General features: G+C 60.7%; 19 protein-coding genes. 5 read left to right on the top strand and 14 right to left on the bottom strand.

Annotation, left to right across the window (positions count from 1 at the left end; genetic code table 11):
* Positions 1–4 precede the first annotated feature (4 nt).
* The 11 genes from GDN47_RS29765 to GDN47_RS29815 all read right to left on the bottom strand — a co-directional run bounded on the left by GDN47_RS29765 (position 5) and on the right by GDN47_RS29815 (position 10,374).
* Positions 5–436, bottom strand: a complete 432-nt coding sequence (locus GDN47_RS29765) for a DMT family transporter (protein WP_113389985.1) — start codon at positions 434–436, stop codon at positions 5–7.
* A complete protein-coding gene (locus GDN47_RS29770; RefSeq protein ID WP_152094826.1) occupies positions 436–1,584 on the bottom strand; it encodes a peptidogalycan biosysnthesis protein in 1,149 nt (382 codons plus the stop codon). The genes GDN47_RS29765 and GDN47_RS29770 overlap by 1 nt, the downstream gene beginning before the upstream one ends.
* Positions 1,565–2,380, bottom strand: coding sequence for an alpha/beta hydrolase (locus GDN47_RS29775; protein ID WP_152094827.1), 816 nt, complete (start codon positions 2,378–2,380; stop codon positions 1,565–1,567). The genes GDN47_RS29770 and GDN47_RS29775 overlap by 20 nt, the downstream gene beginning before the upstream one ends.
* A complete protein-coding gene (locus tag GDN47_RS29780; RefSeq protein ID WP_152094828.1) occupies positions 2,370–3,242 on the bottom strand; it encodes a fatty acid desaturase family protein in 873 nt (290 codons plus the stop codon). Before GDN47_RS29780 ends, GDN47_RS29775 begins: the two co-directional genes overlap by 11 nt.
* On the bottom strand, positions 3,239–3,592 hold the full coding sequence (locus GDN47_RS29785; protein WP_069614805.1) for a DMT family transporter: 354 nt from the start codon (positions 3,590–3,592) through the stop codon (positions 3,239–3,241). Before GDN47_RS29785 ends, GDN47_RS29780 begins: the two co-directional genes overlap by 4 nt.
* Positions 3,589–4,542: an arginase family protein gene (locus GDN47_RS29790; protein WP_113352945.1), complete on the bottom strand. Its 954-nt coding sequence runs from the start codon at positions 4,540–4,542 to the stop codon at positions 3,589–3,591. Before GDN47_RS29790 ends, GDN47_RS29785 begins: the two co-directional genes overlap by 4 nt.
* Positions 4,543–4,546: 4 nt before the next feature.
* Positions 4,547–5,965, bottom strand: a complete 1,419-nt coding sequence (locus GDN47_RS29795) for an aspartate aminotransferase family protein (RefSeq protein WP_152094829.1) — start codon at positions 5,963–5,965, stop codon at positions 4,547–4,549.
* Positions 5,966–5,985: 20 nt separating this feature from the next.
* Entirely contained in the window at positions 5,986–6,669 is a 684-nt protein-coding gene (locus GDN47_RS29800) for an MtnX-like HAD-IB family phosphatase (RefSeq protein WP_113352947.1), read from the bottom strand.
* Positions 6,670–6,773: 104 nt separating this feature from the next.
* The gene (locus GDN47_RS29805) at positions 6,774–8,150 is read right to left on the bottom strand and encodes a sensor histidine kinase (protein ID WP_152094830.1); all 1,377 of its coding nucleotides are present in this window, start codon (positions 8,148–8,150) and stop codon (positions 6,774–6,776) included.
* Positions 8,147–8,803: a response regulator transcription factor gene (locus GDN47_RS29810; RefSeq protein ID WP_069614823.1), complete on the bottom strand. Its 657-nt coding sequence runs from the start codon at positions 8,801–8,803 to the stop codon at positions 8,147–8,149. The genes GDN47_RS29805 and GDN47_RS29810 overlap by 4 nt, the downstream gene beginning before the upstream one ends.
* Before the next feature lie 161 nt (positions 8,804–8,964).
* On the bottom strand, positions 8,965–10,374 hold the full coding sequence (locus GDN47_RS29815) for an aminotransferase-like domain-containing protein (RefSeq protein WP_113420391.1): 1,410 nt from the start codon (positions 10,372–10,374) through the stop codon (positions 8,965–8,967).
* Positions 10,375–10,482: 108 nt separating this feature from the next.
* Between GDN47_RS29815 and GDN47_RS29820 the strand changes: the two genes are divergently transcribed.
* From GDN47_RS29820 to GDN47_RS29835, 4 genes are all read left to right on the top strand, one after another.
* Entirely contained in the window at positions 10,483–11,346 is an 864-nt protein-coding gene (locus GDN47_RS29820; RefSeq protein WP_152094831.1) for a DMT family transporter, read from the top strand.
* A gap of 83 nt (positions 11,347–11,429) precedes the next feature.
* Positions 11,430–11,894: a nuclear transport factor 2 family protein gene (locus GDN47_RS29825; RefSeq protein WP_113420393.1), complete on the top strand. Its 465-nt coding sequence runs from the start codon at positions 11,430–11,432 to the stop codon at positions 11,892–11,894.
* A gap of 1 nt (position 11,895) precedes the next feature.
* Complete coding sequence (locus GDN47_RS29830; protein ID WP_113420394.1) at positions 11,896–12,459, top strand: TetR/AcrR family transcriptional regulator; 564 nt, start codon at positions 11,896–11,898, stop codon at positions 12,457–12,459.
* A gap of 279 nt (positions 12,460–12,738) precedes the next feature.
* Complete coding sequence (locus tag GDN47_RS29835) at positions 12,739–14,055, top strand: glucoamylase family protein (protein WP_113420395.1); 1,317 nt, start codon at positions 12,739–12,741, stop codon at positions 14,053–14,055.
* A 348-nt stretch (positions 14,056–14,403) separates the two neighbouring features.
* Here the strand turns inward: GDN47_RS29835 and GDN47_RS29840 are convergent, their stop codons facing one another.
* From GDN47_RS29840 to GDN47_RS29850, 3 genes are all read right to left on the bottom strand, one after another.
* Positions 14,404–15,393 (bottom strand): Ldh family oxidoreductase, encoded by a 990-nt coding sequence (locus GDN47_RS29840; protein ID WP_113420396.1) that lies wholly within the window; start codon positions 15,391–15,393, stop codon positions 14,404–14,406.
* 84 nt (positions 15,394–15,477) lie between these two features.
* Positions 15,478–17,013: an L-piperidine-6-carboxylate dehydrogenase gene (gene amaB / locus GDN47_RS29845; RefSeq protein WP_152094832.1), complete on the bottom strand. Its 1,536-nt coding sequence runs from the start codon at positions 17,011–17,013 to the stop codon at positions 15,478–15,480.
* A gap of 36 nt (positions 17,014–17,049) precedes the next feature.
* Entirely contained in the window at positions 17,050–18,333 is a 1,284-nt protein-coding gene (locus GDN47_RS29850) for an NAD(P)/FAD-dependent oxidoreductase (protein WP_152094833.1), read from the bottom strand.
* A gap of 207 nt (positions 18,334–18,540) precedes the next feature.
* Between GDN47_RS29850 and GDN47_RS29855 the strand changes: the two genes are divergently transcribed.
* The gene (locus tag GDN47_RS29855) at positions 18,541–18,777 is read left to right on the top strand and encodes an Lrp/AsnC ligand binding domain-containing protein (RefSeq protein ID WP_015341532.1); all 237 of its coding nucleotides are present in this window, start codon (positions 18,541–18,543) and stop codon (positions 18,775–18,777) included.
* Positions 18,778–19,090: the final 313 nt, after the last annotated feature.

The raw sequence follows: 19,090 nt of genomic DNA on the forward strand, positions 1-19,090 counted from the left end.
GACATCACCTATCCTTACCGGTCCCCGTACGCAGTTCCTCCTGCTTCGGCTCCAATTCCTCATGATGCTCCTCCGTCTCGACACCGGCGCCTGCAATCAGCCAGACGCCCGTCAGGATCAAGCCGCTGCCGACCATCTGCAGGGCGACCACCCGCTCGCCGAAGACGAACCAGCCGGTCGCGACGATCAGCACATAGCTGATGCCCGTCAGCGGAAAGGCACGGCTTAGATCGAGCTCAGCCAGCACATTCATCCAGATGAAGAAGCCGACGATCTCGATGGCGATAGCCACCAATATCCATGGAGAGGAGAGAGCCTGCCACAGCCATGCCTGCATGCCTTCATCGTGCAATTGCCCGGCACCGAGCTTGATGAGGACTTGGTACAGGGTGCTCAACACCGGCACGGCAAGCCAGAAAAACCGCATATTGGGCATTACGCATCCGCCTCGTCTGTCGAGAACAGCGGCGATACCAGTCGCAGCACACTCTGAAGCAAGGGATTGCGATGGTGAAAATACATCGCATTGGCGGTCAGCCTGCTGCCGAGGCGCACCTTGTTTGCATAGTGAGCCTGCCCGCTCTGATAACGACCCAGGCCGTTCTCCAGGCAGTAACGCAGATTGGTAAACCAGCTGATGAAATAGAGATTATAGGGCCGGCCCTTTTCCCCATCCATGCAGAAGAACTTGTCGATAGCCACGCGCTCGTTATGCACGATCAGATTGGCGGCAAGCAGCTTGTCCTCGACGAAATAGAAGGCGCAGAAAGATCGGCCGGGCATATGGGCGAGAATGCCCTGGAAATAGGCAGGAGTCAGCTCCTCGAACTGCCATTCGCTGCGATTGCGCGTATCATGATAGAGCGCCATCACCTGAGGCAGGAACTCGCCGAAATCCGTCCGCATCTCCACCCTGACCTGGTCGAAGGATTTCATCTTGCGGCGCATATCCTTGCGGGTGCCAGCCGAAAGCCTGGCGAGATATTCGTCGATCGTCTTGAAATCGATGTCGAGCCACGCCGTCGGAAGAGCGCCGATCGAGGCATAGCCGCGCGCGGCAAACAGATCGCCGAACTCGGCCGAAGCCTGCTCCGGGATATCCTTGAGACCAATCAGCGCACACCGCTCCGTCACGGCAACCTGCTCGAAGAAGGACAACATCTCCGTCAGCAGGACGCGACGACGCTCCTGCGGGATGTCGGGATGAAAGCCGATCGCACCGGTCTCGGTGCAGGGCGATCCCAAACATGCAAGGCGCAGCTTCAGAAAACCTGGAAAATATCGCTGCACCCTGCGCACGGATCGACGCAGGAATCCCTCATCCAGCGTCGTATCGAGAGCGTAGAGGCAGACAAAGGCCGGCATGGCGACGCTCACGCGCCCACCCTCCGTAACGGTGATATAGCGCCATTCGAACCCTTCGAGGCCGGCTTTCTCGATCGCCAGCAGGCAATCATAATCCTCGACGTCATTCGGGAAGCATGCATTCCATGCGTCGCGGCCGATAGCGCGGATGCTGAAGTGAACTTCGGCCACCGGGTCACCCATCGACTGCGGTACGATTTTAAGCAGCGGCTGCGACATGACGCGCCTCGAAGAAGTCGGCCGTGAAATCGGCCACCTGCCGATGCTGCCGGTCGACATGGATCATATGATAGCTGTCCGTGATCCATTTCAGCTCATGCGGAGCACCGATATGCTCGGAAATATAGCGGGCATGCTTCGGGCTGGCGAGATCGTCGTCCTCGGCATGCAGGATCAGCGTCGGCGTCTGCATCTGCGGCAGCAGGCTGCGAAGCGTCTTACCCAGCCGATGCATCTCGACCAGGCCCTTGCCTGGGAATTTTTCCAGAACCCCTTCGCTCGCCATGCCTTCGATCAGCCGGCGCATGCGCTCGTCCTTGATCCCGAGCGAGGTGGTCTCGCTGAAGCTCAGCCGGTCGAGGAATGGAACGCGCGACAGCCAGCCAATCTGCGAGGCCAGCAGCGGATAATAGAAGGGAACGTCCCAGCCGTCGTAACTGAAGCAAGGCGAATAGATCGCCACCGCGCCGATGGTCTTCTTCTGCTGTTCGGCAGCCAGCATAGCGAGCTTGCCACCGACGCAGATGCCAGCGGCAAATACCTCCTGCGTTCTGGATGCCAGCAGCTCCGACGCTTCGACGACCGAGGCGAGCCAGTCTTCCCAGCGGGTCTGGCGCAACGTCTTCGCATCGACGCCGTGGCCCGCCAGCAGCGGTGCATAGACGCTGTAGCCCCTGCGATTGAGATGCCGAGCCACCAGTTTCATTTCGGCAGGCGCGCCTGTCAGTCCGTGGACCAGAAGGACGCCCTTGCCATTTGAGCCCTCCATGAAGAAGCTCAATTCATCAGCTTTCATGAGATAGCTCCGACTGCCGGTTTTCCTTGGCCATGAAGCCAAGCGCATGGCAGGTGCTGATCACATGCGTGCCGTTCTTTTCCTGCTCTTCCTTGATCTGCTCGTGCAGCGCCTGCAGCTTCGTCCAGTGGGTACGGGGACGATAATGGTGCTCGGCGTGATAGCCATTGCCGAACCAGAGCCAGTTGTAGAAAGGCTTGTGACTCGAAACGCCCCAGGCGATCGGCTCGTCCGGATCGCCGTTCAGATGCTCGTAATAGCCGTTCAGCGACGACAGGCAATTGCCGATATAGTAGAACGGCACGAAGAACAGCACCGCCTTCCAATCGTAGATCAGCGCGACCGCGGCAAGCCCCAAGAAGAAATAGAGCTCGAAACGCCCCCAAGCCGCATCGAAGGGGCGGTTGCGGGCAATCGCCTTGTGAATGTCGCCAAGGCTGTCCCGGAAGAAGCTCAGGAACGTATAGGACCAGACGTTTTCCGGTTGGCCGTCGCGGCCATAGCGATAGATCGAGAGCATGTCGATCGTCTCGCCCTTTTCATTCGGACGGTCGCTATTGCCCGAATGATGGCGCATATGCACCCAATGATAATAGGTCTGCGAAAAACCAATCACGACCGACTCCAGAAGACTGAAGCCGTAGTTCATCCAGCGCGGCTTGAAATAGGGCGTGTGGATGAAATTGTGCGATATGCTGTTGATGTTCCAGGAGATCGAAATGGCATAAAGGCAGCCGAGAATGGCCGAGAGCCAAAGTGGCCGGCTTTCGAAGCCGACGATCAGATAGACGTCGAAGGCGAGATGGGCGACGGCGGCAAGCACCGGTGCCAGATCCCATCGGGTGTGCGCAAAGATTTTCATAGTCCTGTAACTCCCACGCAAACCACACCGGCGGTGACGAGAAACACGCCCGTCGCGTGGCGCAGGTTGATGTTTTCCTTGAAGATGACGGCGCCGGCGAGCACGATGACGACATAGCTCATCGCCATCAGCGGAAAGGCGATGGTCAGTGGCACGTGCTCCAGAACGGCCGTCCAGGCGAAAAGCTCCACGGCCCAGAGCAGAATGCCGAGCCAGGTGACCGGTTTTGCCAGCGCCTTAAAGGGGGCGTTTTCACTGGCGGATTGCTTGAAGCAGACTTCGCGGGCGGTTTCCGCGACCACGCAGAACAGGATGAGCCCAAGCATGGGAAGTGTCAGGCTGCCAGTCATTGCATATACTCCGCCAGCACCTCCAGCAGGGCATGATTGGCCGCGCTGTTGATGTTTCTCATTGTTTCGGCACCCTGCCGCATACGCGGCTGATCGATGAAGATCTCCGCGCGCTTCATGAACTGTGTCCGAAGGCTGCCAGCATAACTCGGGGTCGAATAATCCCCGATGACATCGGCGCCGATAATGCGGTGACGGCTGCCGATTTCGCTGATGAGGGAGAGGAGATAGGGCAACCGCATGCGGCCCTGATCCCAATTGGTAACGGCATCGTCGGCGGCCAGCACGTCCTTATCGATCGTCACATAGACCGCCTCGGTGCGAATGCGGCTGAGCATATGGTCGATGAAATTTTCCTCGCCGATTTCGGCGATCGATTTCCAGTGCAGCGCACCTCTTTCCTGCCGGTAGCTGGCACCGGTGCCGTAATCGGCAAGTACGCGGCTCGGCGGATGTTCGTAAGGATAGAGTTCCAGCTTGCCGTCGGCAAGCCAGTGCAAATTGGCGCCCTTGCGCTCGGGACTGCGAAGATCATGGCTGCAGACGCCGATCGTGATGACCTTCTGGATGCAGGGATTGGCAAGGGCGCGATTGACCCAGGAGCCGCAATGCATGCCGCCGTCGAATTTCACCCAATCCGGATGATTGTCGAAATGGATCAGTGTGGCCGCACCGGATTGTCGCTCGAGTGCGCCATCGAGCAGCAAGGCCGTGACATGGTGGAAATCGCCGGAGCCCATGAAGCATAATTGCGGGTCCTTGCCGGTCGTCGGTCTGTTCTTGACGATCTCGCGACTGAGATCATCAAGGGCGCTCTGTTTGCTCCACAGCCGAACCTGTTGCCCCGCATTCTTGCCGAAATACTGGTGTGCGCCGGCAAATTTGCAGGCGCGCACAAAGTCAGGCTGCAACTCCAAAGCATCATCGAGATGAAGAAGCAGCAGCTGCACCGTCTTATCTCCGGGCAGCACGCGTCAGAAGCTGATCGAGCAGGGCAAGCGCCAGATCGATCTCTTCGCGGGTGATCAGCAGGTTCGGAGCGAAGGTGATGACGTTCTTGTGGTAGCCGCCGACATCGAGCACGAGGCCGTAGGTCCTGCCGCCGACCTGAAGGTCGCCCTTCATGCCTTCGTCGCACATCCAGTCCATCGTCGCCTTGTCCGGCGTGTAGCTGTCGTCCTTGCAGATTTCCATGCGCAGGGCGAGGCCGAGACCGTCGACTTCGCCGACGATGGCATGGCGCTTCTGCAACTGCTTCAGCCCGTCGAGGAAATGCGCGCCCTTTTCCATGATCGCAGCGCCGAAATCCTGCTCTTCCAGCATCTTCATCGTTTCGAGCGCGACAGCAGTCCCCATCGGATTGCTGGCGAAGGTCGAATGCGTGGAGCCGGGCGGGAAAATCGTCGGGTTGATCAGCTCTTCGCGAGCCCAGACGCCGGAAAGCGGATTGAGGCCGTTGGTGATCGCCTTGCCGAAGATCAGCGCATCCGGCGAAACGCCGAAATGCTCGATCGACCAGAGCTTGCCGGTGCGGTAGACGCCCATCTGGATTTCGTCGACGACGAGCAGGATGCCGTGATCGTCGAGCACCTTCTTCAGTTCGACGAAGAAGTTCATCGGCGGAATGACGTAGCCGCCCGTGCCTTGGATCGGCTCGATATAGAAGGCCGCATATTCGGACTTGCCGGCCTTCGGGTCCCAGACGCCGTTATATTCGCTTTCGAACAGGCGGGCGAATTTCTGGACGCAGTAATGGCCATATTCTTCCTTCGACATGCCCTTCGGGCCGCGGAAGTAATAAGGGAACTCGATAAACTGCGCGCGATCGCCGAAATGGCCGTAGCGGCGGCGATAGCGGTAGCTCGAGGTGATCGCCGAGGCGCCGAGCGTGCGGCCGTGATAGCCGCCCTCGAAGGCGAACATCAGGCTCTTGCCGCCCGTATAGTTGCGCACGAGCTTCAGGGAATCCTCGACGGCCTGGGAGCCGCCGACGTTGAAGTGCACGCGACCCTTGTGACCGAACTTACGCTCGGCATCCTGGGCGATCATCGCCGCAAGCTCTACCTTCTCGCGATGCAGATATTGCGACGCGACCTGCGGGAGACGGTCGAGCTGGCGATGGGCGGCTTCGTTCAGGCGCTCGTTGCGATAGCCGAAATTGACGGCGGAGTACCACATCTGCAGATCGAGGAACGGTGTGCCGGTCCGATCGTAGACATAGGAGCCTTCGCATTCCTCGAAGAATTTGGGCTTATTTGTGTAGTGAACCGTATCGCCATGGGAGCAATAGAGCTCCTCAAGAGCGCGCAATTCCTCTTCGGAGCGGACGGACTCGGTCTCGCCGCTGAAGGCTTCGGCTACATTCGTTTTCATTCAATGCCTCTTGGTCTGGTTCACGCCGTCTTGACTTGCGGCAGTGCACGGGAGCGTCGCTCGACGCTCGGGAGAACGGCTTCCATCTTTGGAAGCAGATCGGAGAAGTCTTCGAAGCCGACATAGGGAATGCCGTTTTCCTCGCAGTAATCGACAAGCTTGGCCTTGGCGAAAACGAGGTCGACCTTGTCGGAAACACAAAAGTCGCTACGCCCGTCGCCGATATAGACGTGCAGGTCGCTGCTATCGACGACGCGGCATTTGCAGACACCGGCTCCGGATACGCAGCCCGTCGCCGTAAACGGCGGAAACAGCGAATAGGATTCGCGGCCCTGTGAAACGCTGCAGGTCAGCACATTGGCGACGATCGGCAGACCCTCGATGCCGTGACGCGCCAGGATGCGCCGGATGAAATAGTCCACACCATCGCTGACGATCGTGACAGGCAATTCGTCGCGGCGGCAAAAGGACAGGAAACTCTCGAAGCCCGAATCGATCGACAGCGTGTCGAGAAACCGGTCGAGCTCGCCCCGGCTTGCCTGGATGAGAGCGATCTGCCGGCGCATGCATTCACCAGAGCCGATCAGCCCCTGCTTCCACAGCTGCTCGATATCTTCCCACTCGGGGCCGGCGAAACGGGACAACACCATATCCGTCGCGTCTTCGATGGATATGGTTCCATCAAAATCGCAAAACACCTGCATGAAATACCCCTTCGCCTAATCCTAAGTTGCGTCTAACAACCTGAGATGAGCCGGGCATGAGCGGAAAATGATGCGAAAATGAAAAACGACGAGGCGTTGTACTTTTAACTCAAGGGCAATCTTAGATCGACCTGAAGACCGTTACCCAAACGTGAGGTAGAAAGATCGACCGTTGCCGAGAGACGGTCCGCCGTATCCGCAACGATAGCGAGACCAAGGCCTGCCCCTTCCGTGTGAAGTGTGTTGAGGCGATAGAAGCGCTGGAATACCGCCTCCCTCTCATGCGGCGGGATGCCGGGACCGCTGTCGCTGATGGAAATGCAGCCAAAACCGTCCTCCGAAGCGATCGAAACTTTGATCTCCCCTCCAACGGGCGTGTATTTGATGGCATTGTCGAGCAGATTGGTGACCAGCATGCGTAGCAACGACTCGTCCGTCCTGACCTGGATCGGCTCGTCCCCTTCGAGCACGACCTGGAGCTCGCGGCTGGTGATGATGTTGCCGAATTCGGCAATGAGCGACGCCATCCAGTGATAGAGCGGCACCGATGTCAGATTGAGGGGATGGTGGCTGACTCTGGCCAGCCGCAGCAGCTGCTCGATCAGATGGATGGTGCGGTTGTTGCTGGCCACGAGATCGGAAATGATCGCCTGCCGCTCCTGATCGCTGTCGCTGTGTTCGAGCATCCGCAAAAGCAGCTTCACGCTTGCCTGCGGCGTGCGCAACTGATGCGCGGCAAGGTCGGAGAAGCGCCGCTCCAGCGTCAGCGACTGGCCGAGCTTCTCCAGCAGCTGATTGATCGACCGGCCAAGCGGCAGCAGATCGCGCGGCAGCTCTTCAACGGGGATAGCCGAGAGATCATCGGGCGATCGCGTGCGGATCTGCCGCACCAGCCCGTGGATGGTGCGCAGACCGCTATTGATGCCGAGCCAGATGAGAAAGCCGATGACCGGCACCAGCATCAGCAGCGGAAAGAACAGATTGAGGAGAATGTTGGAAACGAGCGTTTCGCGAAGCGCGATCTTTTCGCCAAGCTCGATCACGATGGTCGTGTTCGGGATCGGCAGGGAATAGACGCGCCACTCGTCTCCACCATAGGTCAGCGTGGTAAAGCCGACCTTCTGCTGCGGTACATCGGAGAGAAAGGCCGTGCTGCTGTAGAAGCGGATATTGCCATCGACCCAGGCGCGAAACATGTGCGCATCGGCATAATCATCGGCGTCTTCATTGAAGGCCAGCTGATTGTCCATGTTGAAGTCGATATCGTCGATCTGCTTGGCCGTATGGTCCGGATTCTTCTCCAGCGGGCGGCGCAGCAGGCTCCAGATCACATTCGCATCGTCGATGAGCTGGGCATCGTAGATATTGTTGATCTCCCGCGTCGCGCTGTTGAAGGCGAAAGCTGCGATCACGACGATCGTCACCACGACGACAGGCGCGATGCGCAGAAACAGCTTGCGGGTAAGCGTGGAATTGTTCATCGCTCGATCATGTAACCGACGCCGCGGATCGACTTGATGAAATCCGTGCCGAGCTTCTTGCGCAAATTGTAGATCGTCACTTCGATCGTGTTGCTCTCGACGGTGTTTTCCGCGTCATAGAGCGCATATTCGATATCGTTCTTCGTCACATATCGGCCGCTGCGCTCCATCAGCAGCTTCAAGAGATGGAATTCCTTCGCCGTGGTATGGACCTGCACATTGCCTTTGCGCGCCACCATGGCAGAGGGGTCGACTTCCACGTCGCCGCAGCGGATGACGCTTTCGGTCCGCCCGTCGCGCCGGCGGATGAGCGCGCGCAGCCGCGCCAGCAGCTCGTCGAGATCGAAGGGCTTGACCAGGTAGTCGTCGGCACCCTCATCGAGGCCTTCCACCTTCTGGCGCACGGAATCCATCGCCGTCAGCAGCAGCACGGGCACGGAATTTCCCCGCTGGCGGATGCGCCGCAACACCTCCATACCGCTCAGCTGCGGCAGATTGATGTCGAGCACGATCGCCGCGAAATGGGAATGCGCCGCCGCCTCGAGGCCGGATTCGCCATCGCGCATCCAGTCGACGCCATAGGCGTGCTTTTCCAGTGCCTTCTTCAGCGATGATCCGAGGATATTGTCGTCTTCAACAAGCAGAACGCGCACGACCAACCTCACTTAGCCGAATATTTCATAGCCGATATCGGCCGCAATTGGAGCGGCGATGTGGCAAAGCTATGACGGATCATTTCTGCCTGGCAAGAGCGGGGGCGTCCTGCATCTTCCGAACAGGCCGAAAACGCTCCGCAATCCACTGGCGGAAAATACTATCTCAGTTTCCGCATGGAGGCCTCCAGCGCCTGGAAAATCCGAGGATCAGTCGACTGCGCGACATTGAAGCGCATGAAGCGTCCGGCGGTATCCGAGAGGCTGAAAACATTGCCGGGCGCAAGGACGATGCCTTCGGCAAGGCAGGCACGCGCGACATCGGCGGCATCGAGCCCTTCCGGGAGCCGGCACCATAGAAACATCCCGGCCCGGGGCTTCAGCCAAGGCACGATGCCGATCGCCTCCAGCCGCGTCGACACCTCCGCCATGGTCTTGGCAAGCCGTACCCGCAGGGCCTCGACATGCCGGCGATAGCTGCCATCCTTCAGCGCGAGATGGACAAGCTCGGCCGACAATTGCCCGCAGCTGAAGCTGCTGGCAACCTTGAGATCGACAAGACCGTCGATCCAATCCCGCCGCGCCGCGATGAAGCCGCAGCGCACCGAGGCCGAAAGCGTCTTTGAAAAGCTGCCGATATGGATCACCCGGTCGAGCCCGTCATAGGCAGCGAGACGTGGCGCCGGAACATCCTCGAAATCGGCGAAGATATCGTCCTCGATGATCGTCAGCCCGGCAGCATCCGCCAGCTTCAGCAGCCGGTGTGCCGTCACGGGCGAGAGCGTCGCACCCGTCGGATTGTGGATGGCTGAATTGGTGATGTAGAGCCGTGGTTTGTGCCGTTCGAGGATCTGCCCGAACAGCTCGACATCCGGCCCCGTGGGCGTGAAAGGTACGGAGACGACATTGGCACGATGCGCCCGCAGGAGCGCATGAAAATTGAAATAGCAGGGATCGTCCACGAGCACGGTATTGCCCGGCTCGAGCAGGAAACGGCAGAGAAGATCGATCGCCTGCGTGCCGGATTCCGTCAGCAGGATCTGATCCGGCGACACCGTGATACCATGTTCGCCAAGGCGCCGGGCGAGCAACTGCCGCAGCGGCGGCAGGCCCAGCGGCGTCCCGTAATTGGCAAGCGCTGCCATGTCTCCACGAGCCAGCGTTCGCATCGCCCTGCGCAACGCCGCCTGCGGCAGCCAGGAGGGTGGAAGCCAGCCGCAGCCGGGCTTCAGGACATCGTCTCCCACCTCCAGCGATTGCCTGGAAATCCAGAGCGGATCGACGTTGCGATCCGATCTTGCTCCGGTCTCGGACAAGGAAAGCGGCGGCAGCGGGCCGCAGACGTAAAATCCGGCACCCGGCCGCGAACGGATCGTGCCCTCTGCGGCAAGCCGCTCATAGGCCTCGACCACGGTTGAAACAGACACCTGCATCGTCTTTGCGAAGCTGCGCACAGAGGGAAGCCGGGCGCCTGGCATCAGGCTGCGAGTGGCGATACGGTCGGAAATCGCAGCCATCACTCCCTCGATGCGCGTGCCGCCGCCTGCGCTTGCCACCGACAGACCATCCATCCGTACTGCCCCTTACACCATAACAGTTCCTATGAATTGTACTGCACCGTCTCTGGCTTGGCCACACAAATGCGTCGATACCGCGAAGATCAAGACGGAGCATGCGCGATGGACAGGACGACGACAGGATGGATCTATGGTTTGGCGGGAGTGGTCATCTTCAGCGGCTCCCTGCCGGCGACGCGGGTGGCCGTGATGGATTTCGACCCTCTGTTCCTGACGGTTGCCCGAGCCGCAATCGCCGGCCTCCTGGGCCTCGGCCTGCTATTCGCTTTTCGCGAAAAGCGCCCGACCCGCGGCGATATCACCTCGCTCGTCATCGTCGCCCTCGGCTGCGTCGTCGGCTTTCCGCTCTTGACGGCACTGGCGCTAAAGCACGTCACATCGGCCCATTCCATTGTCTTCATCGGCTTGCTGCCGCTGGCAACCGCCATCTTCGGCGTGATGCGCGGCGGCGAGCGGCCACGCCCGGCCTTCTGGATATTCTCCATCCTCGGCAGTGCGCTGGTCTGCGGCTATGCGCTTGCGCAAGGCATGTCGGCCTCGCCTGTCGGCGACCTCCTGATGCTTGCAGCCGTGATCATCTGCGGCCTTGGCTATGCCGAAGGTGCTGTGCTCTCGCGGCGGCTCGGCGGCTGGCAGGTCATCTGCTGGGCTCTGGTCCTGTCCCTGCCCGTCACCGTCGCGCTCTGCTTCATGACCATGCCGCACAGCATTGACGGCATCGGCGGTCCTGCCTGGCTCGGCCTCCTCTATGTCTCGCTCTTCAGCATGCTGATCGGCTTCATCTTCTGGTATCGCGGGCTCGCCCAGGGCGGCATTGCAGCTGTCGGCCAGCTGCAATTCCTGCAGCCCTTCTTCGGCTTTGCGCTTGCCGCAGCCCTCCTCAAGGAAAGCGTCAGCTGGTCGATGCTCGTCGTGACCCTGGCCGTCGTCGCCTGCGTCGCCGGAGCGCGAAAATTCGCCCATTGAGTCCATCACCCGGCAAATCACGGCGCTTGACCCTCTAGACCGATTGGTCTATTAGCGACAAATCAGTTTAGAAGGAGCGCATCATGCCGACCCCACTCGTCCCGCCTTTCACCCGCGAAACCGCCATCGCCAAGGTCCGCATGGCAGAGGATGGCTGGAACAGCCGCGATCCGGAACGCGTCTCCAAGGTCTATACGGAAGACAGCCAGTGGCGGAACCGCGCCGAATTCCCGCGTGGCCGCAAGGAAATCGTCGAATTCCTGACGCGCAAATGGGCACGTGAACTCGACTATCGGCTGATCAAGGAACTCTGGGCCTTCGAGGGCAATCGCATCGCCGTGCGCTTTGCCTATGAATGGCATGACGACAGCGGCCATTGGTTCCGCTCATACGGCAATGAGAACTGGGAATTCGATGCCGACGGCCTGATGCAGCGCCGTTTCGCCTCCATCAACGACATGCCGATCAAAGAAGAGGACCGGAAATTCCACTGGCCGCTCGGCCGCCGTCCGGACGATCATCCCGGCCTCTCCGACCTCGGCCTTTGAGATGGTGCGTACCGTCTTCGAAAGATCCGATGCCATCGCCCTCGTTGCCGAAGTCTTCCGCGAACTCGGCTACGAAGGTGCGTCGATGAGCGAGATCACCGCCCGCACGAAATTGTCGAAAGGCAGCCTCTATCACTTCTTTCCGGGCGGCAAGGAAGAAATGGCGGCGGAGATCATGGCCAATATCGATGCCTGGTTCGTGACGGAGATGTTCAAGCCGCTGGAAGAGGGCGAGCCACGGTCAGCGATTGCCCGCATGTGGGAGACGACAGACAGCTATTTCCGCTCCGGCCGCCGGGTCTGCCTGATTGGCGCCTTCGCGCTCGATGAAACGCGCGATCGCTTTTCCACCGCTATACGTAACTATTTCCATCGCTGGGTCGAAGCGCTTGCCGGCGCTCTGCTCAGGGCCGGAGCGCCAGGCACCGAGGCGAAAATGCTCGCCGAAGAGGCCGTCATCGGCATACAGGGCGCTTTGACCCTTGCCAGAGCCCTTGGGGATGAGGCAGTGTTTGGCAGAACCTTGGCGCGGCTGAAGCGACGGCTGGAAACGGCGCTCGGCTAAACCGTTTCATCGACACGAATCACCACATAGCCAATGCTTCGCCCCTTTTCGAACAGGCTCGCGCCGACCGCTATTCGTGCGCTTCTGCTGGCGATATCGCCGAAAATCACCTGGAAAGGACATCTTCAAGCCCTCAGGGCTGGGGATGACCACCTCAACAACCCACTGATATTAAAGAATCCTCCACAAAAGTATGTCATCGTTAATCATGTTTGATTTGCAACTATCCAAGCTCCTATGTTCAGCAGGGAATGGGAGCATCGAGGAGATGGATAGAAGATGCTGCAGCAGGTAACTGAAACCGACGACGCGCTGATCGACCGATTGCAACGTTCGGCCTTCGACTATTTCATGCTTTACACCAATCCGGAAAACGGACTGGTGGCGGATACGTCGATCAAGACGAGCCATTGCAGCATTGCTGCGGTCGGCTTTGCGCTGTCGAGCTATCCGGTCGCCGTCGAGCGTGGCTGGATTAGCCGTGCCGATGCGGCCAAACGGGTGCTGGCCGCCCTCGATTTCTTCGCCGACAGCCAGCAGGGCACCGAGCGTGGCGCCACCGGCCATCGCGGCTTCTACTATCACTTCCTTTATATGGAAACTGGCAAGCGCGCCTGGAACAGTGAGCTTTCGACGATCGACACGGGCCTGTTGCTGCTCGGCGTGCTGACCGCAGCCGCTTATTTCACCGGAAACACCCAGGTCGAGCGCGATCTCCGCAAGCAGGCGAAATTCCTCTATGAGCGCTGCGACTGGCATTGGGCCTTGAACAAGGGCCAGACCATCAGCATGGGCTGGAAGCCGGCCAGCGGTTTCCTGCGCTGGCGCTACCAGGGTTATGACGAGGCGATCTTCCTCTATGTGCTGGCGCTCGGCTCGCCCACGCATCCCGTCCCACCATCAAGCTACGACGCCTTTGCCGCGACCTACACCTGGATGATGTTCAAGGATACGCCCTTCCTATATGCTGGGCCGCTGTTCATCCACCTCTTCTCGCATGCCTGGATCGATTTTCGCGGCATCCGCGACAAGCATGTCGCCGACAAGGACACCGATTATTTCCGCAATACGCAAACGGCGATATCAGTGCAGCGCGACTATACCGAGCGCAATCCCGGCCATTTTGTCGGCTATACGAAGGATATCTGGGGCCTTTCCGCCTGCGACGGCCCGAACCCGACAGGCACCAAGCACAGCCTGCGCTATGCCCCGAAGGTCTTCGGCTATGCCGCCCGCGGCGCCCCGCTCGGTCCCGACGACGGCACCATCGCCCCATGGGGACCGTTGTCCTGCCTCGCGTTCGACCGCCAGGCTGCACTCGACGGCACGCGGGCGCTGCTTTCGACCTACCCCAACCTGCTGCTCGACGGCCGTTTCCCCGGCGGCTTCAATCCGAGCGTCAAAGGCCCCGGCCCGGAAGGATGGGTGGACGACCGCTCCGTCGCCATCGACCAGGGCCTGCTGGTCATGATGATCGAAAACGCCCGCACTGGCATGATCTGGAACCTGATGCGGCAATCTCCGATCCTCCGCACCGGCCTGGAACGCGCCGGCTTCACCGGCGGCTGGCTGGACGAAAAGCCCGCCGTCGCGTGAGAGCGGATCGAGGGTGGCAATCAGGCGTCTCCGTCAATGTCATGACGATGTGCCTGGCCCCTCACCCTAGCCCTCTCCCCGCAAGCGGGGCGAGGGGACGATAAAGCCAACCAACTAGAGCCGTTTCGCTTTTCTTCGAATCGCGAAATGCTCTATCTCTTTGTTCTCTCGCAATTCCGGACGGAAAACCGCTACGCACTTTTCCTGGAATTGCTTGCCTCTCATCCGTGTAGCGCGCTGCTTTGCGCGATAACTCCCTCGCCCCGCCTGCGGGGAGAGGGCTGGGGTGAGGGGCCGTGTTTGAAAGCGCGGCAAATACACACTCACCCGACCAGCGCCTTTGACACCTCAAAGCCTCTCGATCGCCGCGATCACCTCGGCCTCGACAGTAATCCCCTCCGTCAGCGCAAGACGCCGCGAACTCTGCCCGCGCCGGCCCGGCAGGCGGACATTCGGATCGCGGGTGATCTCACCCGCCAGCAAAGCCAGCCGTTGTGCCGTATCGGCAGCACTCATCGCCGCCGGATTGATCGCGATGATCGTTTGGCCGAGCGCCGGCGGAGCGCCTTTGTCGTCGAAGAGCGAGGAAGCCTCGAAGGCGTAGTTCGCACCGGTCAGGCCGGCGGCCAGAATTTCGACCATGAGGGCAAGTGCCGCACCCTTGGCATCGCCGGCCGGGATCATGGTGCCGGCCAAGGCTTCTTCGGCATCCGTGGTCGGCCTCCCCTCGCGGTCGAAAGCCCAGTCAGCCGGGATCGGGGCACCCTGTTGCCGCGCCGCCATCACCTTGCCACGCGCCACCTTCGACAGCGCCAGGTCGATGACAACAGGCTCCTCGCCGGGCAGCGGCGCAGCGAAAGCAATCGGATTGGTGCCGAAAACCGGTGTCTTGCCGCCCCAGGGCGCCATCGAGGCCGGCGCATTGGCGACCATCAGCGCCACCAGACCCTGATCGGCAAAACGCTCCACCGTCAGGCCCATGACACCGGCATGATGGGAGCGGCTGATGGCGGCAAGCGCAATCCCCTGTTCGCGGGCGACGGCCGGAAGCTCGGCAACAGCAAGATCGAGCGCGGGATAGGCATAGCCATTGCCGGCATCGATGCGCAGCGCGGCCGGAAAGGGCCGGCTCAGCTGCGGTGTGACGAAGCCATCGACCTTGCCGACCTTGGCCTGACCGGCATAGGCGGGGACACGGCGCAGACCATGGCCACTCTGCCCGGCAGCCTCCGCCGCGACAAGCGCGACAGCCACGGAACGAGCGTTCTCCGCACTTACCCTGTTTCGCTGCAAAGCCTCCATGACCAATGTTTCGGCTTCGGCAAGCAACAGATGCATGGGACAAGACCTTGAAAACATATGGGAAGACAAAGGCTTTCTACGCCTTCATCCTCTCCATCGCAATGCAGCAAGGCTCTCGCGCTATGCCACGTCGAACTTGACGCCCTGGGCAAGCGGCAGGGTGCGGCCGTAATTGATCGTACTGGTCGCTCGGCGCATATAGGCCTTCCAGGCATCGGATCCGGACTCGCGCCCGCCACCGGTTTCCTTCTCGCCGCCGAATGCGCCGCCGATCTCGGCACCGGAGGGGCCAAGATTGACGTTGGCGATGCCGCAATCCGAACCACGCGCGGAGACGAACGTCTCGGCTTCCCGCATGTCATTGGTGAAGATCGAGGACGACAGGCCTTGCGGCACGGCGTTATGCAGCGCCAGCGCCTTGTCGAAATCGCTGTACTTCATGACATAGAGGATCGGCGCAAAGGTCTCCTGCTCGACGGGGCCGGTCTGCTCGGGCATTTCGACGAGCGCCGGGCGGACATAGAAGGCATCGGCAGAGCCGTTTTCGACGCGCTCGCCGCCCGTCACGGTGCCGCCGGCCGCCTTCGCAGCGGCGAGGGCCGCCTGCATGCGGTCGAAGGCCTGCTTATCGATCAGCGGGCCGACCAGAGTACCGGCTTCAAGGGGATTGCCTATCGTCACCGAACCGTAGGCCTTCTGCAGACGCGGAACGAGCTGATCGTAAACGCTGTCGTGGACGAAGAGGCGGCGCAGCGTCGTGCAGCGCTGGCCGGCCGTGCCCATGGCCGAAAAGGCAACGCCACGCAGGGTGAGGTCGAGATCGGCCGTCGGGCAGACGATCGCGGCATTGTTGCCGCCAAGCTCGAGGATGGCGCGGGCGAAACGGCCTGCAAGACGCGGGCCGACGGCGCGGCCCATGGCCGTCGATCCGGTCGCCGAGACCAGCGGCACTTGGCGATGATCGACCAGCAACTCGCCAAGATCGCGGCCACCGATCAGCAGGGTCGAAAGATTGGCGGGCGCCTCGCCGCCCTCGGCGACGTAGCGCTTCAGCGCCTTTTCGAACAGGGCCTGCACGGCAAGCGCCGTCAGCGGGGTTTTCTCCGACGGTTTCCAGATGGTGGAGTTGCCGCAGACCATGGCAAGCGCCGCATTCCACGACCAGACCGCGACGGGGAAGTTGAAGGCCGAGATGATGCCGATCGCGCCCAGCGGATGCCAGCTTTCCATCATCCGGTGCTCGGAGCGCTCCGTAGCGATGGTGAGACCATAAAGCTGGCGCGAGAGACCGACGGCGAAATCGCAGATATCGATCATCTCCTGCACTTCGCCGAGGCCCTCGGAGGTGATCTTGCCCACTTCGATCGAGACGAGACGCCCAAGGGCCGCCTTGCCGGCGCGCAGCTCCTCGCCAAGCAGGCGGATCAGCTCGCCGCGCTTCGGCGCCGGCACATTGCGCCAGATAAGAAACGCGTCGTGTGCCGCCGCGATCGCAGCCTTCGCCTCATTAGTCGAATGCTCCTTCAGCCGGCCGATCTCGGCGCCGGTGACCGGTGAGGTGACGACCAGCGTTCCGCCGGTGTAGCGATCGGCCGATACGCCAAGTTCCGTCAGTATTGTCTTGGTTTCGGCAGCAAGATCTGATGTCGCGATCATCTTGTTTCCTCTTCCCGTAATGCCTGTTGGATTATTTTACACCCGGGCACCGACGAAATGCGCGGCCTGGGCACCGGCCTCGTACCACATTTCCTTTGCCGCCCTGAAGCTCGGCTCGACGATATCGGTTACCGGCAGCGGCAGATCGGCCTCGGAAATCTGCCCCAGGATATGGCTGGCAAGCACCTTGCCGAACACTGTGCCGGGCGCAATCCCGCGGCCGTTATAGCCTGAGAAACCGACGACATTCCGGTCCAGCTTGTGGAAGCGCGGCAGCGCATTGTCGGTCATGCCGATCTTGCCATACCATTCGCATTCGAAGGGAATGTCGCCAAGCTGCGGAAAGAGTTTCCTGATCGAGCGCCGAGCCCAATTCTTGTGGATGGCAAGACCGGTGCTGCGCAGCGCGCCGACGCTGCCGAATACGAGCCGGCCGGCCTGATCCATACGGAAGGACGAGAGCACTTCCTTGGTATCCCAGGCGCCTTCACGCCCCGGCAGCACGGATTTGCGCAAGTTGTCGCCGAGCGGGACGGTAGCGAAATTGAAATAGGGCAGATGCACCTGTTCGTTCCGAACCTTTTCCCACGGACCGGTGCTGTAGGCGTCCGTAGCCACCACGATCCAGTCGGCGCTCACCTTGCCGCGCTCGGTCGAAACCACCCATTTCGCACCGCTTCTTTCCGTCGATGTCACCCGGCTGCCGGTGTGAATGGCAACGCCGGCTTTGACGACGGCATGGGCAAGGCCGCGCGCATAGGCAAGCGGCTGCAGCGTGCCGGCGCGCATGTCGAGCAACGCCCCGGTGTAGGCCGAGCTGCCGACCCGGCGCTCCGTCTCCCGCGAATCCAATACCGTGACCGGCGCACCGCGCTTTTCCCATTGCCGGGCCCGCTCTTCGATTTCCTTCAGCCCCTCCGGCCCGACAGCGCAATGCAGTGTGCCGTTGCGTTCGAGTTCGCAGGCGATGCCATGCTTGTCGATCAGCTCCATAACCAGCTTCGGCCCGTTGCCGAGCAGATCGAGCAGTCGCTCGCCGTGGACGGCACCGAGTTCGCCGGGCAAATCGTCCGGCATCACCCACATGCCGGCATTGATGAGGCCAACATTGCGGCCCGCGCCGCCAAAGCCGATTTCATTGGCTTCCAGCAGCACGACGCTGGTACCAGCTTCCGCCAGATGCAACGCCGTCGAAAGACCGGTATAGCCGCCCCCGACCACCACGACATCGGCATTGATATCACCGGAAAGCGGCTTGGTTGCCGGCGGTGGGGGAGCGGTCTTTTCCCAAAGACCGTGAGAGCGCGGGTCATTCAGCATGAAATCGGTCCAATCAACAGAGATAATCGCGCCAATCTAGCGCCATGCTCGAAATTGCGGAAGCGGCAAGAGCGACATCCGATGGACATGGCATGATGCCAAAAAATCATCGGCTCTGGAGAAAAACTTGCATGGCGAAGGCGCTTTCGACCATGATAGGGAAAAGCCGGCCGCTATGGCGGCGGCAGACAGAAGCAGGACATTCTCATGAAGCCCATTTTCGTTCAGCTCCAATGCGCCCCCGGCAAGACCTATGAGGTCGCCGATGCGATCTACCAGACGGAGCTTGTTTCGGAACTGTATTCCACCAGCGGCGACTACGACCTGCTGATGAAGGTCTACATCGCCGAAGAGCAGGATATCGGCAAGTTCATCAACGACCACATCGCCAATATCCCGGGCATCGTCCGCTCGCTGACGACGCTGACCTTCCGAGCGTTTTGAGAGGCTTGGACTCGGGTCGCAATTGAAGTCACATTCGCGGGATTGCCCCTCACCTAGCCCTCTCCCCGCTTGCGGCAGGGCTATCGCATATGAGCGGAGATCGCCGCTGTCCCCCTTCTCCCCAGCGGGGAGAAGGTGCCGACAGGCGGATGAGGGGGTGCCTGCCAAGACCACCAAAATCCATGAATTCAAATCGATACCCCCCTCATCCGACCCTTCGGGGCACCTTGTAACTTCCCTTTATCCGCTATTGGCGCTGTAGTGCCTGTTGCGGTGGTGGATGGAAGACCGATGCACCTTTGGGACACCAAGT

It is taken from the genome of Martinezella dioscoreae (assembly GCF_009176305.1).
In the GTDB taxonomy this organism is placed as follows: Bacteria; Pseudomonadota; Alphaproteobacteria; order Rhizobiales; family Rhizobiaceae; genus Rhizobium; species Rhizobium dioscoreae.

Bases quoted from the DNA above. Each gene is read 5' to 3' on its own strand.
- GDN47_RS29835 (WP_113420395.1), top strand. From the start codon at position 12,739: ATGCTGCAGCAGGTAACTGAAACCGACGACGCGCTGATCGACCGATTG.
- GDN47_RS29780 (WP_152094828.1), bottom strand. From the start codon at position 3,242: ATGAAAATCTTTGCGCACACCCGATGGGATCTGGCACCGGTGCTTGCC.
- GDN47_RS29820 (WP_152094831.1), top strand. From the start codon at position 10,483: ATGGACAGGACGACGACAGGATGGATCTATGGTTTGGCGGGAGTGGTC.
- GDN47_RS29840 (WP_113420396.1), bottom strand. From the start codon at position 15,393: ATGCATCTGTTGCTTGCCGAAGCCGAAACATTGGTCATGGAGGCTTTG.
- GDN47_RS29795 (WP_152094829.1), bottom strand. From the start codon at position 5,965: ATGAAAACGAATGTAGCCGAAGCCTTCAGCGGCGAGACCGAGTCCGTC.
- GDN47_RS29805 (WP_152094830.1), bottom strand. From the start codon at position 8,150: ATGAACAATTCCACGCTTACCCGCAAGCTGTTTCTGCGCATCGCGCCT.
- GDN47_RS29765 (WP_113389985.1), bottom strand. From the start codon at position 436: ATGCCCAATATGCGGTTTTTCTGGCTTGCCGTGCCGGTGTTGAGCACC.
- GDN47_RS29815 (WP_113420391.1), bottom strand. From the start codon at position 10,374: ATGGATGGTCTGTCGGTGGCAAGCGCAGGCGGCGGCACGCGCATCGAG.
- GDN47_RS29825 (WP_113420393.1), top strand. From the start codon at position 11,430: ATGCCGACCCCACTCGTCCCGCCTTTCACCCGCGAAACCGCCATCGCC.
- GDN47_RS29800 (WP_113352947.1), bottom strand. From the start codon at position 6,669: ATGCAGGTGTTTTGCGATTTTGATGGAACCATATCCATCGAAGACGCG.
- GDN47_RS29775 (WP_152094827.1), bottom strand. From the start codon at position 2,380: ATGAAAGCTGATGAATTGAGCTTCTTCATGGAGGGCTCAAATGGCAAG.
- GDN47_RS29850 (WP_152094833.1), bottom strand. From the start codon at position 18,333: ATGCTGAATGACCCGCGCTCTCACGGTCTTTGGGAAAAGACCGCTCCC.
- GDN47_RS29770 (WP_152094826.1), bottom strand. From the start codon at position 1,584: ATGTCGCAGCCGCTGCTTAAAATCGTACCGCAGTCGATGGGTGACCCG.
- GDN47_RS29785 (WP_069614805.1), bottom strand. From the start codon at position 3,592: ATGACTGGCAGCCTGACACTTCCCATGCTTGGGCTCATCCTGTTCTGC.
- GDN47_RS29855 (WP_015341532.1), top strand. From the start codon at position 18,541: ATGAAGCCCATTTTCGTTCAGCTCCAATGCGCCCCCGGCAAGACCTAT.
- amaB (WP_152094832.1), bottom strand. From the start codon at position 17,013: ATGATCGCGACATCAGATCTTGCTGCCGAAACCAAGACAATACTGACG.
- GDN47_RS29830 (WP_113420394.1), top strand. From the start codon at position 11,896: ATGGTGCGTACCGTCTTCGAAAGATCCGATGCCATCGCCCTCGTTGCC.